The 13,960-nt window shown below is 66.3% G+C and carries 12 protein-coding genes; 4 read left to right on the forward strand and 8 right to left on the reverse strand.

Going from position 1 to position 13,960, the window contains the following annotated elements:
- The first annotated feature begins 313 nt into the window (after positions 1-313).
- Both CFB41_RS26400 and CFB41_RS26405 read left to right on the forward strand, forming a co-directional pair.
- Complete coding sequence (locus CFB41_RS26400; RefSeq protein ID WP_089442158.1) at positions 314-748, forward strand: universal stress protein; 435 nt, start codon at positions 314-316, stop codon at positions 746-748.
- Between the two features lie 628 nt (positions 749-1,376).
- Positions 1,377-1,625, forward strand: coding sequence for an adhesin (locus CFB41_RS26405; RefSeq protein ID WP_089458489.1), 249 nt, complete (start codon positions 1,377-1,379; stop codon positions 1,623-1,625).
- 57 nt (positions 1,626-1,682) lie between these two features.
- Here CFB41_RS26405 and CFB41_RS26410 read toward each other — a convergent pair whose 3' ends face one another.
- On the reverse strand, positions 1,683-3,065 hold the full coding sequence (locus CFB41_RS26410) for a lysozyme inhibitor LprI family protein (protein ID WP_089458490.1): 1,383 nt from the start codon (positions 3,063-3,065) through the stop codon (positions 1,683-1,685).
- A 224-nt stretch (positions 3,066-3,289) separates the two neighbouring features.
- Here CFB41_RS26410 and CFB41_RS26415 point away from each other — a divergent pair, with 224 nt between their 5' ends.
- Positions 3,290-3,763: a nuclear transport factor 2 family protein gene (locus tag CFB41_RS26415; RefSeq protein ID WP_089458491.1), complete on the forward strand. Its 474-nt coding sequence runs from the start codon at positions 3,290-3,292 to the stop codon at positions 3,761-3,763.
- Positions 3,764-4,310: 547 nt separating this feature from the next.
- Positions 4,311-6,896: a bifunctional aconitate hydratase 2/2-methylisocitrate dehydratase gene (acnB, locus tag CFB41_RS26420; RefSeq protein WP_069251885.1), complete on the forward strand. Its 2,586-nt coding sequence runs from the start codon at positions 4,311-4,313 to the stop codon at positions 6,894-6,896.
- Between the two features lie 118 nt (positions 6,897-7,014).
- Here the strand turns inward: acnB and CFB41_RS26425 are convergent, their stop codons facing one another.
- The 7 genes from CFB41_RS26425 to CFB41_RS26455 form a co-directional block, all read right to left on the reverse strand.
- Positions 7,015-7,524, reverse strand: coding sequence for a DUF4274 domain-containing protein (locus tag CFB41_RS26425; RefSeq protein WP_089458492.1), 510 nt, complete (start codon positions 7,522-7,524; stop codon positions 7,015-7,017).
- A 76-nt stretch (positions 7,525-7,600) separates the two neighbouring features.
- On the reverse strand, positions 7,601-8,014 hold the full coding sequence (locus CFB41_RS26430) for a PPC domain-containing DNA-binding protein (protein ID WP_089458493.1): 414 nt from the start codon (positions 8,012-8,014) through the stop codon (positions 7,601-7,603).
- Positions 8,015-8,080: 66 nt separating this feature from the next.
- Complete coding sequence (locus tag CFB41_RS26435; protein ID WP_089458494.1) at positions 8,081-8,632, reverse strand: GNAT family N-acetyltransferase; 552 nt, start codon at positions 8,630-8,632, stop codon at positions 8,081-8,083.
- A 170-nt stretch (positions 8,633-8,802) separates the two neighbouring features.
- Positions 8,803-10,203, reverse strand: a complete 1,401-nt coding sequence (locus CFB41_RS26440; protein WP_089442151.1) for an MFS transporter — start codon at positions 10,201-10,203, stop codon at positions 8,803-8,805.
- Positions 10,204-10,233: 30 nt separating this feature from the next.
- Positions 10,234-11,478, reverse strand: a complete 1,245-nt coding sequence (locus CFB41_RS26445; protein WP_089458495.1) for an NAD(P)/FAD-dependent oxidoreductase — start codon at positions 11,476-11,478, stop codon at positions 10,234-10,236.
- Positions 11,475-12,437 carry a VOC family protein gene (locus CFB41_RS26450; RefSeq protein ID WP_089458496.1) on the reverse strand — a complete coding sequence of 321 codons (963 nt, stop codon included), beginning with the start codon at positions 12,435-12,437 and terminating at the stop codon, positions 11,475-11,477. Before CFB41_RS26450 ends, CFB41_RS26445 begins: the two co-directional genes overlap by 4 nt.
- A gap of 18 nt (positions 12,438-12,455) precedes the next feature.
- On the reverse strand, positions 12,456-13,946 hold the full coding sequence (locus tag CFB41_RS26455) for an aldehyde dehydrogenase (protein WP_089458497.1): 1,491 nt from the start codon (positions 13,944-13,946) through the stop codon (positions 12,456-12,458).
- Positions 13,947-13,960: the final 14 nt, after the last annotated feature.

The following is a 13,960-nucleotide window of genomic DNA, read 5'->3' on the forward strand; positions in this document are numbered from 1 at the left end:
CGAACCGGCCGGGAGCGGCCGCGCCGCGGCCGATGCACTACTCTACGCGACGACCGATCAGCGACCTCCGATATTTTCCGCCGCGATTCATTGCGGTTCCGACTGAATCGGAGCGGCCGGCGCCCGTTTCGCACGCGCCGCCCCGGCCGATGAAATCGTTTATGCGCATAAACTTAAATTTCTTATATTTCTATTAGGCGCGGCACGAGGCAGCGCGCGTTAACGACATTTTTACGCGATCGTCCGCTCTCTTTAGATTGTTCGGCCCGGCGGCGCGCTACGCTGGAATCATCTCGTTTCCTGGACAACATTCATGCTCAAGCTGCTGGTTCCGGTCGGCCACTCTCCCCGCTCGCTTCAGGCGGTTCGTCACGCGACCTTCCTGTACCGCGAACGGTGTGCGTCGGAAATCGTGCTGATCAACGTCCAGGCGCCGCTCGAATCGACGCGGCTCGAGGCCTACCATCCGCTGTCGCGGCTGCGTTCGATCGAGGAGAAGTTCGCGTCCGACGATCTGGCCATGGCCGAGCGGATCCTGCAGGAAGCCGGCGTCAAGTACAGCGTCGTGATGAAAGTGGGCCCGGTGGCCGATACGATCGCGTCCGTGGCGGCAGAGACGGGCTGCGACGAGATCGTGGTCGTCGCGCCGCGGCACGACCCGTTGCATGCGCTGCTGTCGGTGTTCCGTCGCAGCGTGATGAGCCGGCTGGTGCGGATTTCGAATGTGCCGGTCACGGCCGTGCAATGACGGCGATGACGCGCGACGCTGCGGCAGCGGCCCGTTCGTCGACGGGCCGCGGGTTTGCGACGCGCGGTGCGACACGTGTGCGCGTTGCCGCTCACCCGTGTTGCATCGGCGTTCCCGCAGCGCTTAGTCGATGACCTTGCGCACGAACACGAAATAGGCGGCGGCCGAAGACGCCACGAGCAGGATGGCCCACATCGGGGCGAGGCTGATCAGGACGGAAGAGACGTTAAGCATTTGGATTCCTCACTAATTCGATAGCGATGTTCAACTCGCACCTGCTTGCCGGAACCGATGCATGCCTCCGCGATCGCGTTCCGTCAAATCATGTATTCATGCTATCGCTTTGAACCGCTGCGCGACCGCCCCCTCCCGTCCGTAACCTGACATTCGTCAAACTCCCGTGAATCGCGCGCCTGTCGCGCAAAAAACTGCCGTACCCATGTGTCGCCGTCCGTCCGGCTGCGCCTGCCACGCGCGTTGACGTTGCGCTCTTCTCCCGCAGGTCTGCCTCGAAAAACGGGACAGGATCACCCGGCACGCCCTCATTTCAGCAGACGTTTACCGGGGGAACCCCCAAGTGCTTCGTCGAACGGGTCCGCGTTACGCTTGAGCCACGAGGAGACGAACCATGAGACGAGCCGTACATATCGCTGTTTTCGCGCTGCTGGCGTATCTCATTGGTGATCGCGCGATCCTGCATGCGCAGGGCCACGACACCAGCCCGCTCGCGTGCGAGCAAGGTGCCGCGCAGGTGAAGGTCGACGCGCTCGGCCGCGGCTTCGGCGAAGCAGCCGCCAGCAGCCAGAGCGAAGCCTTCATGTCGGGCTGTCTGGTGACGGGCCGCGGCAACCAGGACGTCGCACTGGCGAACCGCTAAAGGGTGCCCGTTGACGCTCCGGTCACGACGGCTGAACCGGAGCCGCGCACGCCTGCCTCAATTCCCGCTGTTGACGGTCATTTTCTCGATCGAAGTCGCAAAGGATGTCACGGTCCGGATGCCGCTCACGCTGAACGTCTGCTCGCGGCCCGACTCGTCGCCGGGAAGACGCATCGACAACTGCGCGACCAGGCCATCCTTCCGGTAATCGCCGAACCAGTCGATCAACCGGCCGATATAGCATTTATCGCCGACCTGAACCCCCATGTCACCGACGATCTCGTACGCATAGTGGCCGGGCCCGTAGTTCGCGTATTCGCTGCGATCGTCGCCCTGCACCGAAGGCGGGATCGGGCACAGCGGCGTGTCGGAGCCCGCATCGCGCGCGGTGTTGTCGTTCACGTCGTGCAGCGCTTTTTCGAGCGCCGCATGCAGCTTGCCGTCGAGCACCGTCGAACCACGCTGGCCTTCATTGTGTTGCTCGATCGGTACCGACAGGCGGTAACGGTAATGCACCGTCAGTTTCGACACCTCGCCGACGACGGTAAACGGCCGCAGCAGGTAAAACTCGTCCATGCCGTAGTGACTGTCGCGATACAACGCATAGACGCGCCCGCGCAAGCGAATCCATTCTCCGGCCTGATTCGCGCCGCGGCCATTCGTCGTGTACAAGCTGCGGTCGAGTGCCTCGTTCGAATCGCCGGATACCTCGAACTTGCCGCCCTTGCGGCGCAACACATCGACCGACGACCACAAGCCGGTTCCGTTCGCCGCCGATTCGACGACCAGATCGCGCTGCCCGTCGCCGTCGAGATCGATCAGCGTGTACGACGCCCCCGTCGCGGTGTCGTCCGCACCGCTCGGCGACGCCTTCAACGCCCGCCACTCGTCGGCCGTCACGCCACCCGGCCGCGCGGTCGGCCACACCGGGCCCTGCCCGTCGCCGGCGTCGCTCGAAAAGCGCGTCACGCCGTTCGTGATCCGCAACCGGTCGATCACTTGCTCGACCGGCGAACTGGAATCCGTGCGGCGCGCCTGGTCGACGAGCGTGCGCAAGTCGTCGAGCGCCGCCTTGTCTTCGGCGTCCGGGCGATAGGCGAGCACTGTGGCGAGCTGCGATTGCAGGTCGCCGATCCGCGTCAGGTAGCGCTGTTCGAGGCAACCGTGATCGGCGCCGCATTGATCGCGGGCCTTCAGCCAGCCGAGCTGCGCGGTGCGCAACGCGGCACGCTGCCCCTGCGGCAATGCATCGGACAGTCTCCGGTAGAAGGCCGACAGCCGGCCGTCGTCCAGATGCAGGTCGTTCGATGCGCAGATGGCTTTTTCCGTCGGGCTGGATGCCTGTACGCAGTCGAGCCCTGCCGCGAAAGCATGGGGCGCGTGAGCAAGCAGCACGAGCAGGAACGCGCGCCGCAGCGGGATTTCAAGGCGGAATGTCATGAGTGGGTTCCTGGCAGTCGATGCGCGCGCTCGGGTCGAGGCGCGATCGGCCTTCAGCGCCGGATTGTCCGTCAATTGCCCGGCCGGCGGAACAGCCGCAAGGACCGACGCGCGCACCCGCTGCCATGGGCGACAGCCGGTTTGATTTCCGCTACAGTGGCGTGCCCGGCATCCGGCCGCCGCGTCGAGACCCCGCTTCATCGCCAACGACAACACGCCCACAGATGAGCCACCCGCACACCGAATTGATCCAGCGCTTCTATACGGCGTTCCAGCAGCGCGACATCGACGGGATGCTCGCCTGCTATGCCGATGACGTCGTCTTCAGCGATCCCGCATTCGGCGAGTTGCGCGGCGACCTCGCACGCGACATGTGGCGCATGCTGGTGGCGCGTGCACAGGATTTTTCATTGACGTTCGGCGACGTCGCCGCGGATCAACAAACCGGGCGCGCCGAGTGGATCGCCCAGTACCGCTTCACCGCGACCGGCCGGATGGTGGTCAACCGGATCGATGCACGATTCCGGTTCCGCGACGGACGCATCGTCGAGCATCGCGACAGCTTCGACCTGTGGCGCTGGGCGCGTCAGGCGCTGGGGCTGAAAGGCGCCCTGCTCGGCTGGACGCCTTTCGTGCAACGCGCGATCCGCGCGCAGGCGCGCAAGAACCTCGACGCGTATCGCGCCAAGCGGAAATAGCGCACACCGTCATGGCTTCATCGGCCTGTGCTCGATCGACTGGATTCAGGGGCTCGCGGTCTTCCACGCTATTCCATGACAGGCGAGCGGGACGCAACGATGCCCGCGCCGTCTTTTGAAATCAAATTGAAAGTCGCGTGAACTAGCGCGCAGGCACGCGGAGGCGGCCTGTGTGTAACGGTTCTTGCATGCTTGCGCAGAGCCATGCTCCGCCGGCACCCAGGCTCCCGAGGCTTCGTTACCGGTAGCGCACCGCGCCGCCCTCCGCACCTCCCGCACCGCCCCTCCCGCAGCCCTGGCCAGAACCACCCGGAACACCTTGCTCGCATCCGCCCCCCCCAGCCGAGCCTCCGGAACACGCCCCCCAAACACCGCCGCCCCGTGCCACCGACCTTCTCCGCATCTCGTTCGCCAACTCTTATATAAGACATAAGACATTTGACGTTAAAGATCATTGAGATTAGAATCCCGCTCAAAGCAGTGTCTGGAACAGCCCCGGAGTGCCGGCAAGGCCTTCCCCTCAAACGCAATATCAGCAGGTCTCCCCATGCTTGAAAACTTTCGTGCTCACGTGGCCGCCCGCGCCGCGCTCGGTATTCCTCCCCTGCCGCTGACGGCTCAGCAGACCGCCGAACTGGTGGAACTGCTGACCAACCCGCCCGCCGGCGAAGAGCAGACGCTGCTCGACCTGATCACCCATCGCGTGCCTGCCGGCGTCGACGAAGCCGCCCGCGTGAAGGCCGGCTTCCTGGCCGCCGTGGCCAAGGGCGAGACCGCCTGCCCGCTGATCTCGCGCGAACGCGCGACCGAACTGCTCGGCACGATGCTCGGCGGCTACAACATCCAGCCGCTGATCGAGCTGCTGTCCGATGAAGCCGTCGCAGCCGTGGCCGCCGACGCACTGAAGAAAACCCTGCTGATGTTCGACCAGTTCCATGACGTCAAGGAACTCGCCGACAAGGGCAACGCGCACGCGAAGGCCGTGCTGCAGAGCTGGGCCGACGCCGAATGGTTCACGAGCCGTCCGGAAGTGCCGCAAAGCCTGACCATCACCGTGTTCAAGGTGACGGGCGAAACCAACACCGACGACCTGTCGCCGGCCCCGGACGCCACCACCCGCCCGGACATCCCGATGCACGCACTGGCGATGCTGAAGAACGCACGCCCGGGCATCACGCCGGAAGAAGACGGCAAGCGCGGCCCGGTCAAGTTCATCGAATCGCTGAAGGAAAAGGGTCACCTGGTCGCCTACGTGGGCGACGTGGTCGGCACCGGCTCCTCGCGCAAGTCGGCCACCAACTCGGTGCTGTGGTTCACCGGCGAAGACATCCCGTTCGTCCCGAACAAGCGCTTCGGCGGCGTGTGCCTCGGCGGCAAGATCGCCCCGATCTTCTACAACACGATGGAAGACGCCGGCGCGCTGCCGATCGAGCTCGACGTGTCGCAGATGGAAATGGGCGACGTGGTCGAGCTGCGTCCGTACGAAGGCAAGGCGCTGAAGGACGGCAAGGTCATCGCCGAATTCCAGGTCAAGTCCGACGTGCTGTTCGACGAAGTGCGCGCCGGCGGCCGCATTCCGCTGATCATCGGCCGCGGCCTGACCGCGAAGGCGCGTGAAGCGCTCGGCCTCGCGCCGTCGACGCTGTTCCGCCTGCCGCACCAGCCGGCCGACAGCGGCAAGGGCTTCTCGCTCGCGCAGAAGATGGTCGGCCGCGCCTGCGGTTTGCCGGAAGGCCAGGGCGTGCGCCCGGGCACGTACTGCGAACCGAAGATGACCTCGGTCGGCTCGCAGGACACCACGGGCCCGATGACCCGCGACGAACTGAAGGATCTCGCGTGCCTCGGCTTCTCGGCCGACCTCGTGATGCAATCGTTCTGCCACACCGCCGCTTATCCGAAGCCGGTCGACGTGAAGACGCACCAGACGCTGCCGAACTTCATCAGCACGCGCGGCGGTATCGCGCTGCGCCCGGGCGACGGCGTGATCCACTCGTGGCTGAACCGCATGCTGCTGCCCGATACCGTCGGCACCGGCGGCGATTCGCACACGCGCTTCCCGATCGGCATCAGCTTCCCGGCAGGTTCGGGCCTGGTCGCGTTCGCGGCCGCCACCGGCACGATGCCGCTGGACATGCCGGAATCGGTGCTGGTCCGCTTCAAGGGCAAGATGCAGCCGGGCGTCACGCTGCGTGACCTCGTCAACGCGATTCCGCTGTACGCGATCAAGCAAGGCATGCTGACGGTCGCCAAGCAAGGCAAGAAGAACATCTTCTCGGGCCGCATCCTCGAAATCGAAGGCCTGCCGGACCTGAAGGTCGAGCAAGCGTTCGAGCTGTCGGATGCCTCGGCCGAGCGTTCGGCTGCCGGTTGCTCGGTCCGCCTGAACAAGGAACCGATCATCGAGTACCTGAACAGCAACATCACGCTGCTGAAGTGGATGATCGCGCAGGGCTACCAGGATCCGCGCAGCCTGCAGCGCCGTATCCAGGCGATGGAGCAGTGGCTGGCCGACCCGCAACTGCTGTCGCCGGACGCCGACGCCGAGTACGCGGCCGTCATCGAGATCGACCTCGCCGACATCCACGAGCCGATCGTCGCGTGCCCGAACGACCCGGACGACGTGAAGACGCTGTCCGATGTCGCAGGTGCGAAGATCGACGAAGTGTTCATCGGCTCGTGCATGACCAACATCGGTCACTTCCGTGCCGCGTCGAAGCTGCTCGAAGGCAAGCGCGACATCCCGGTCAAGCTGTGGGTCGCGCCGCCGACCAAGATGGACCAGAAGCAACTGACCGAAGAAGGCCACTACGGCGTGTTCGGCACGGCCGGCGCGCGTACCGAAATGCCGGGCTGCTCGCTGTGCATGGGTAACCAGGCTCAGGTGCGCGAAGGCGCGACGGTCATGTCGACGTCGACCCGCAACTTCCCGAACCGTCTCGGCAAGAACACGAACGTGTATCTCGGCTCGGCGGAACTGGCGGCGATCTGCTCGCGTCTGGGCAAGATCCCGACCAAGGAAGAGTACATGGCCGACATGGGCGTGCTGAACGCGAACGGCGACCAGATCTACAAGTACATGAACTTCGACCAGATCGAAGACTTCAAGGAAGTGGCCGACACCGTGCAGATGTAAGCACGCAGTCGGGCTGCGACGGGTGGTCGACGTCGCAGCACGCCGCGCAATGGCGTCGCAGGCTGAATGCCCGCGGCGCCATTTTTTTATGCGGCGCCGGTTGACCGACCCGGCCCGGTCAGTCGTAAAGCGCGAAAATCCGTTCGGCCACCTCGAACGGCAAGCCTTCGTCGTACCCTTCCTCGTCGAGATCGACATACTCGCGGCCGTCGGTCGGCTTCAGCATCAGCGCAGGAACCGGCCGGGCGACCGGGACATCGGGATAGTCGTTCGGGCCCGCGCCGTCGAAGTCGTGTGGATCGAACCAGATGCCGTGATCGGCGTAGTAGCCTTCCGTGTACCGCTGTTCGACTTCGCGCACAAGCCGGAACGTGTCCAGCTGATACGACGCGTCGCCCAGGTCACTTTCATTCGCATACTGCACGAACCACGCGGCACCGAGATTCCAGTAGATCAGCAGCGCGGTGGCGCGATCGACGTGGCGGTTGTCGAGCAGCCAGCGCAACGCGCGGCCGTTGCCGTCGTAATTGGAGCGCGCGGCGAACCGGTGCCATTGCTCGGGCGTTGCGCCCTCGAGCCAGGTGCGCACGATTTCCCACACCTTGTGTTCGATTTCGGAATCATCCATGGATGGCGGCCTCGCGGAAATGTGAATGGTGGACATGCGTCGAATGACCGGCGATTCTAGCGCCGCCGCGCGACATTCACGCGGCATCGCCACCCGGTTCGCGGCGGATCACCAGTTCGTTGAAGCCGGTGTGCGGATCGGGTTCGCGCGCAAAGCGATGCCCGGGCAGCACGGCCAGCAGGATCTCGGCGGTCGTGCGCACCACGCAACCGCTGGCCACATGGCCACCCGTCACGCGGCCGGCCGCATCCGAGATCGACATATGCAGATGCGCGCCGTCCGGCGATACCGAGCCGGCCAGCGTCAGGATTTCGAGGTCGCCGCGCAGTTCGGTCGGCTGGTCCGCGCCGGCGAAACGCAACTGCGCGACGCTCAGGCTGCCGATGCCCTGGATCACGAAGGCCGCGTGCGATGCGTGGCCGCGCAACGCTTGCTCGATCGCGCCGCGCAAATCGTCGCCGGGGGAAAGACGCAGAGGATGAGCTTGCATGGTCGAGGACCTGCCGATGGAAGATGGTGTCGGCCAAGGGTACGTTCGCGCCGTGAATCCGGCAAGTCACCCGCGCCGGTCGCTCGCCAGCAACCCATACAGCGCGCTGTCCGACACTTCGTCGCCGACGATCCAGCGTTCACGCAGCAGCCCTTCCCGTGCGAAGCCCAGCCGTTCGAGCAGCCCCGCGGACGCGACGTTGCGCGGATCGATATCGGCCTCGAGCCGGTTCAGCCGCAGCGCGCCGAACGCGTGGTCGATCATGGCCGATGCCGCCTCGCGCATGTATCCGCCGCGCCAGTACTTCCGCCGCAGGCTGAAGCCGATCTCGGCGCGCCGGCATTGCTCGTTCGCATGGAACAGCGCGCATTCGCCGAGCGCTTCGCCGGTTTCCCGCAATTCGAGCACGCAGGCCAGACTCTCCCCGCTCGCGGACGTCTGCACGTTGCGCGCGACGCGCGCGTCGGCCTGCTCGATATGCGTCATCGGCGAGAACGAGAAATAGCGCATCGCTTCCGCATCCGACCAGATCTCGAAGAACGCATGCGCATCGGCTTCGCGCAGCGGCCGCAGGACGAGGCGGGAGGTATCCAGCGTGACGGGTTCGAACAGGGGCATGGCGACGGTCGGTCTAAAAACGGGATCGTGAATTAGAACATGCACGGCGCAAGTAGGCCATTTCGTGCATCCGCACGCCCCACACCTCCGCTGCAATCGGATCGCCGCCCAACAAAAAGGCCCGGACATCGCCCGGGCCGCTTCACCTCATCCGTTACCGCCGCCGGCGCTTATGCTTCGAGCGCTTCGAGCACCTTGCCCTTCGTCTCGATCCCGACGAAGTGCACGGTCACCGCCGCGATCAGCGGCACGATGCCGATCAGGTAGAACGCCGGCGCGAGGTTGCCGCCGATGATCGCGTGCGGCACCACCATCGGCGCGACGAACGACGCGATCTTCAGCCATGCGCTGCCGAGCCCGCAGCCCGACGCGCGGATGCTCGTCGGATACTGCTCCGGCGTATAGACGTACGCGGTAATGAACCCCGACGCCATCAACCCGAGCGACAGCGAGCAGAAGATCGACACGACGTACACCGACGACGCGTGATAGAAGCCCGCGAACGCCAGCGACAGCGCGCACAGCACGAACGACCACACGATCACCGGCTTGCGGCCGAGCTTGTCGACGAGCAGCGCCGACGCCAGCGACCCGAGCACGCCCATCACCGAGCCGATCACCGCGAGGTTCAGCGCGAGCTGCAACGGCGCGTGATAGAAGTTCTTGTAGATCGTCGGCAGCCACGTCGACAGCCCGTACTGGATGAACCCGCAGGTCGCCCACAACGTCGCCACCGCGAGCGTGCGCTTTCGATACGCGGCGCTGAACAGGTCGCTCATCTTGCGCTTCGGATGCTGGCGCACCATCTCGTCGAACGCCGCTGCCTGCGTGACCGGCGGCAACTCGCCGCGCACCGACGCTTCAAACGCACCGACCGCTCGCCCTGCTTCGGCCAGCCGCCCGCGCGACGCGAGCCAGCGCGGCGATTCCGGTACGAGACGCGTGAGCACCAGCGACAGGATCAGCGGCAGCCCGCCGACGAAGTACATGATTTCCCAGCCGAAGCGCGGCACGAGCCACGCACCGAGCGCCATCGACACGAGCAGGCCGATCGGGAACACGATCTCGTACAGCAGCACGAAACGGCCGCGGCCATGAGCGCGCGTGATCTCGTTGATGTACGTCGCGGCGACCGGCAGCTCGCCGCCCAGCCCCAGGCCCTGCAAAATCCGCAGCAGTACGAAGATCTCGAAGGTCGGCGCGAAGCCGCACGCGATGCTCGTGATGCCGATCACGGCCGAACTCCACGCGATCGCCTTCACGCGGCCATGCTTCTCCGCCAGCGCGGGAAACAGGAAGGCGCCGATCAGCTGGCCGATCGCGCCGGACGCGATCAGCATGCCGATCTGCGTCGGCGACAGCCCCCATTTGTGAATCAACAGCGGCAGCGTCGCCGCGATCGTGATCACGTCGAAGCCGTCGAAGAACGTCGCGGTGCCGATCAGCACGCGCGCGCGGATCTGCATCGCGTTGGCGGGAAGCCGCTCGAGCCGCGCGATGATCGCGCCGGGCGTGGAGGCGGCAGCTTCCATCGTGGCGCGACCGGCCACGACATTGTCAAAAGTGCTCATGCGGGGGGTCTCCTGTGTCTCGTCGCCCGGTCAGGCCAGTGTCTTGCTCGTGTCTGCCAGCGCTTCCGTATCCACTGCCCGGCCCTGGTTCATCCACTTGCGCGCGAGCTTCAGCTCACGTGCGTTGTTGACGGCGATGACACCTCTCACATGTCCTTCGCCTACGAAAAACAGCGTCGCGCGTCGCGCGGCAAGCTCGCCGCGCACGACGAGCTGCGCATCGGCCGGCAGATCACCGAGGATCTGCAGGTTCACGTCGTACTGATCGGACCAGAACCACGGAATCTCCGCGTACGGGGCACGCACGCCGAGCACGGCCTTCGCCGCCGCGATCGCCTGGTTCTGCGCGTTGGCCCACGACTCGAGCCGCACGCGCCGCTTCAGCCAGCCGTTGTGATGGTTCGCGACGTCGCCGCACGCGAAGATCGCCGGGTCGCTCGTCGCGCCGAATTCGTCGACGACGATGCCGTCGTCGATCGCCAGCCCCGCGTCGCTCGCGAGCGACGCGTTCAGCGCGAGGCCGATGCCGGCCACCGCGAAATCGGCGTCGATCGTCGTGCCGTCGGCGAGCGTTGCACGCACCTTCGACGCGTCGTCCGGCTGCGCGTCGAGCGACGCGAGCGCCGCGCCGAGGCGGACGTCGACACCGTTCGCGCGGTGCAGGTCGAGCAGGAAATCCGACACGATCTGCGGCACCGAGCGGCCGCACAGCCGCGGCGCGCCTTCGACGACCACGGCTTCGACGCCAAGCTTGCGCGCGGTCGCCGCGACTTCGAGGCCGATCCAGCCGCCGCCGATCACGAGCACGCGCCGGCTTGCGCGCAGCTTCTCGCCGAGCGCCGCCGCTTCGTCGAGCGTGCGCAGGTAATGCAGGTTCGGGGTCCTCACGAGTGCGTCCGGCAGGCGGCGCGACGTGCCGCCGGTCGCGATCACGAGACGGTCGTATTCGATCTCGCGGCCGCTTTCGGTCGTCACGACGCGGCGCGCACGGTCGATCGATGCGGCGCGCTCCGGCTGCCACGCCTCGACGTTCAGCGCGTCGAATTCGTCCGGACGCACGACGCGCACGGTTTCGATGTCGGCGTCCCCGGCCAGCACGGCCTTCGACAGCGGCGGGCGCTCGTACGGCAGATGCGGTTCGTCAGCGATCATCACGAGGCGGCCCGCAAAGCCTTCCGCGCGCAGTGTCTTCAACACCCAGCCGGCGGCCTGGCCGCCGCCGATCACGACGACCGTGCCGGGCGCGGCATGCACCTGTGCATTCCCTTCGCTCATGATTTTCGCTCCGTCATGAACTTGCCTTCCGGCGCCTTCGCGTTCTTCTGCCGGCGCGTATTGCCGTCGAGACCGCCGTCGACGGCCCATTCGGCGAACACGGTCGGGCCCGGTTCGAACTCGCGCGGCTGCCATTCGGGTGTCAGCACGTCTTCATCCGCGTAGTACTCGATCAGCGCGCCGGCCGGGTTCTGGAAGTACCAGAAGTACGCGGACGACACCGGATGACGGCCCGGGCCGAGTTGCGTTTCCCAGCCGCAGCGGTCGATGTGCATGCCGCCGCCGAACACCTCGTGGATGTCGCGCACGGTGAACGCGACGTGGTTCAGGCCGCGTTTGCCGTTCGGCAGCGCGAGCAGGAACAGGTCGTGGTGGCCGCCGTGCGGTGCGCAACGCATGAACGCGCCGCGCCCCGGGTAACGGTCGGACGTCTCGAAGCCCAGCAGCTCGTGATAGAACTTTTCCTGCGCGTCGAGGCAGTTCGTGAAGAACACCACGTGCCCGACCTCGACCGGCTCCGCGCGCGCATAGATCGGGCTCGGCTGGTCGACGCGCAGCGTCTGGCCCCACACGTTCGACGGCGAGCCCGTGATGTCGAGTGCGCGCTTGCGCGTGACTTCGATGCGGATCGCCATCCCGTTCGGGTCGATGCAGCCGACCGCATCGTCCTGCGCGTAGTAGCCGGGCTGGCCGGCAAGCTTCGTGCGCAGCGCGTCGAGTTCCTGCCGCGTCGCGACGCCCCACGTGACTTCCCGCAGCGTCGGCCCCGCCTCGAACGCGGGCGGCAGCGACGGATCGTCGGCCTTGACGGCCAGCACCGTGCAGCCGTTCAGCGTCTCGAAGCGTGCGCGCGTGTCGTCGTGCGAGACTTCCTTCATCCCCCAGTCGGCGAAAAAGCGTCGGCAGGTCGCGAGGTCGTCGACGCCGTACGTGATCTGCTCGATTCCCAAAATGCTCATTGCGTCATTCCCCTTCGCTCAGTTCGCCCACGGCAGCGGCGCGTCGTTCAAGCCCCAGTAGAGGCTCTTCTGCTGCATGTACTCGCGGATGCCGAGACGCCCCTTCTCGCGCCCCATCCCGCTCTCCTTCCAGCCCGAGAACGGCGTGGAGATCGAGAACAGCTTGTACGTGTTGATCCAGACGGTGCCCGTCTCCAGCGCACGCGCGAGGCGCCACGCACGCTTGTAGTCGCGTGTCCAGATGCCGGCCGCCAGGCCGAACACGCTGTCGTTCGCCTGCGCGATCAGCGACGCTTCGTCGTCGAACGGCATCGCGACGAGCACGGGCCCGAAGATCTCTTCCTGGCAGATGCGCGCGCTGTTCGGCAGCCCTTCGAGAATCGTCGGCTGATAGAAGAAGCCGTTCTCGCGCCCGTCGCCCGACGGCCGCTCGCCGCCGCACAGCAGGCGGCCGCCTTCCTCGAGGCCGAGCGCCACGTAGCGCTCCACCGATTCGCGATGCTTCGCGGTGATCAACGGCCCCATCTGCGTGTCGGGGCGCGTCGGATCGCCCACGCGCAGCTTGCGTGCACCCGCGACCAGGCGCTTCATGAATTCGTCGTACACCGAACGTTGCACGAACAACCGCGAGCCCGCGATGCACGCTTCGCCCGACGAGCTGAAGATGCCGTACAGCACGCCGTTGACCGCGTGGTCGAGATCGGCGTCGTCGCATACGATGGTCGGCGACTTGCCGCCGAGTTCGAGGGACACGGGCATCAGCTTCTCGGCCGCGATGCGCGCAATGCCGCGGCCCACTTCGGTGCCGCCGGTGAACGACACCTTCTTCACCAGCGGATGGCGCACGAGCACGTCGCCGATCACCGAGCCCTTGCCCGGCAGCACGCTCAGCACGCCCTTCGGCACGCCCGCTTCCTCGCAGATGCGCGCCAGCGCGAGCGACACGAGCGGCGTGACTTCGGCCGGCTTCAGCACCACCGCGTTGCCGCCCGCCAGCGCCGGCGCGAGCTTCTGCGCATCGGACGCGATCGGCGAATTCCACGGCGTGATCGCCGCGATCACGCCGATCGGCTCGTACACGCTCATCGTCAGGTAGTCGCCGCGCGACGGCGTCAGCTCCTCGTCGAGCGTTTCGAGGCACGCCGCGAAATAGCGAAACGTGTTCGCGGCGCTCGCCACCAGCACGCGCGTCTCGCCGATCGGCTTGCCGTTGTCGCGGCGCTGCAGGTTCGCGAGCGCCTCGTGGCGCTGCATGATCAGGTCGGCGATGCGGTACAGCACCTGCGCGCGCAGGTGCGGCTTCAGCCCGGCCCAGTCGGCGCGGCGCCATGCGGCGTCCGCCGCCACGACGGCTTCGGCCGCGTCGTCCGCATTCGCGGTCGACACTTCCATGTTCAGCGACTGGTCGGCCGGATAGATGCTCGCGTAAGGCGCGCCACGGCCGCGCCGCCATTCGCCGCCGATCAGGATGTTGCCGTCGGGTACGAGGCTCGTATCGAAAGGAGTCATGTCACAAGTCCCAC

Origin of the sequence: Burkholderia sp. AU33803, assembly GCF_002223095.1 — a bacterium.
Lineage (GTDB): Bacteria > Pseudomonadota > Gammaproteobacteria > Burkholderiales > Burkholderiaceae > Burkholderia.

Bases quoted from the DNA above. Each gene is read 5' to 3' on its own strand.
- CFB41_RS26430 (WP_089458493.1), bottom strand. From the start codon at position 8,014: ATGCAAGCTCATCCTCTGCGTCTTTCCCCCGGCGACGATTTGCGCGGC.
- acnB (WP_069251885.1), top strand. From the start codon at position 4,311: ATGCTTGAAAACTTTCGTGCTCACGTGGCCGCCCGCGCCGCGCTCGGT.
- CFB41_RS26455 (WP_089458497.1), bottom strand. From the start codon at position 13,946: ATGACTCCTTTCGATACGAGCCTCGTACCCGACGGCAACATCCTGATC.
- CFB41_RS26440 (WP_089442151.1), bottom strand. From the start codon at position 10,203: ATGAGCACTTTTGACAATGTCGTGGCCGGTCGCGCCACGATGGAAGCT.
- CFB41_RS26415 (WP_089458491.1), top strand. From the start codon at position 3,290: ATGAGCCACCCGCACACCGAATTGATCCAGCGCTTCTATACGGCGTTC.
- CFB41_RS26435 (WP_089458494.1), bottom strand. From the start codon at position 8,632: ATGCCCCTGTTCGAACCCGTCACGCTGGATACCTCCCGCCTCGTCCTG.
- CFB41_RS26405 (WP_089458489.1), top strand. From the start codon at position 1,377: ATGAGACGAGCCGTACATATCGCTGTTTTCGCGCTGCTGGCGTATCTC.
- CFB41_RS26445 (WP_089458495.1), bottom strand. From the start codon at position 11,478: ATGAGCGAAGGGAATGCACAGGTGCATGCCGCGCCCGGCACGGTCGTC.
- CFB41_RS26425 (WP_089458492.1), bottom strand. From the start codon at position 7,524: ATGGATGATTCCGAAATCGAACACAAGGTGTGGGAAATCGTGCGCACC.
- CFB41_RS26410 (WP_089458490.1), bottom strand. From the start codon at position 3,065: ATGACATTCCGCCTTGAAATCCCGCTGCGGCGCGCGTTCCTGCTCGTG.
- CFB41_RS26450 (WP_089458496.1), bottom strand. From the start codon at position 12,437: ATGAGCATTTTGGGAATCGAGCAGATCACGTACGGCGTCGACGACCTC.
- CFB41_RS26400 (WP_089442158.1), top strand. From the start codon at position 314: ATGCTCAAGCTGCTGGTTCCGGTCGGCCACTCTCCCCGCTCGCTTCAG.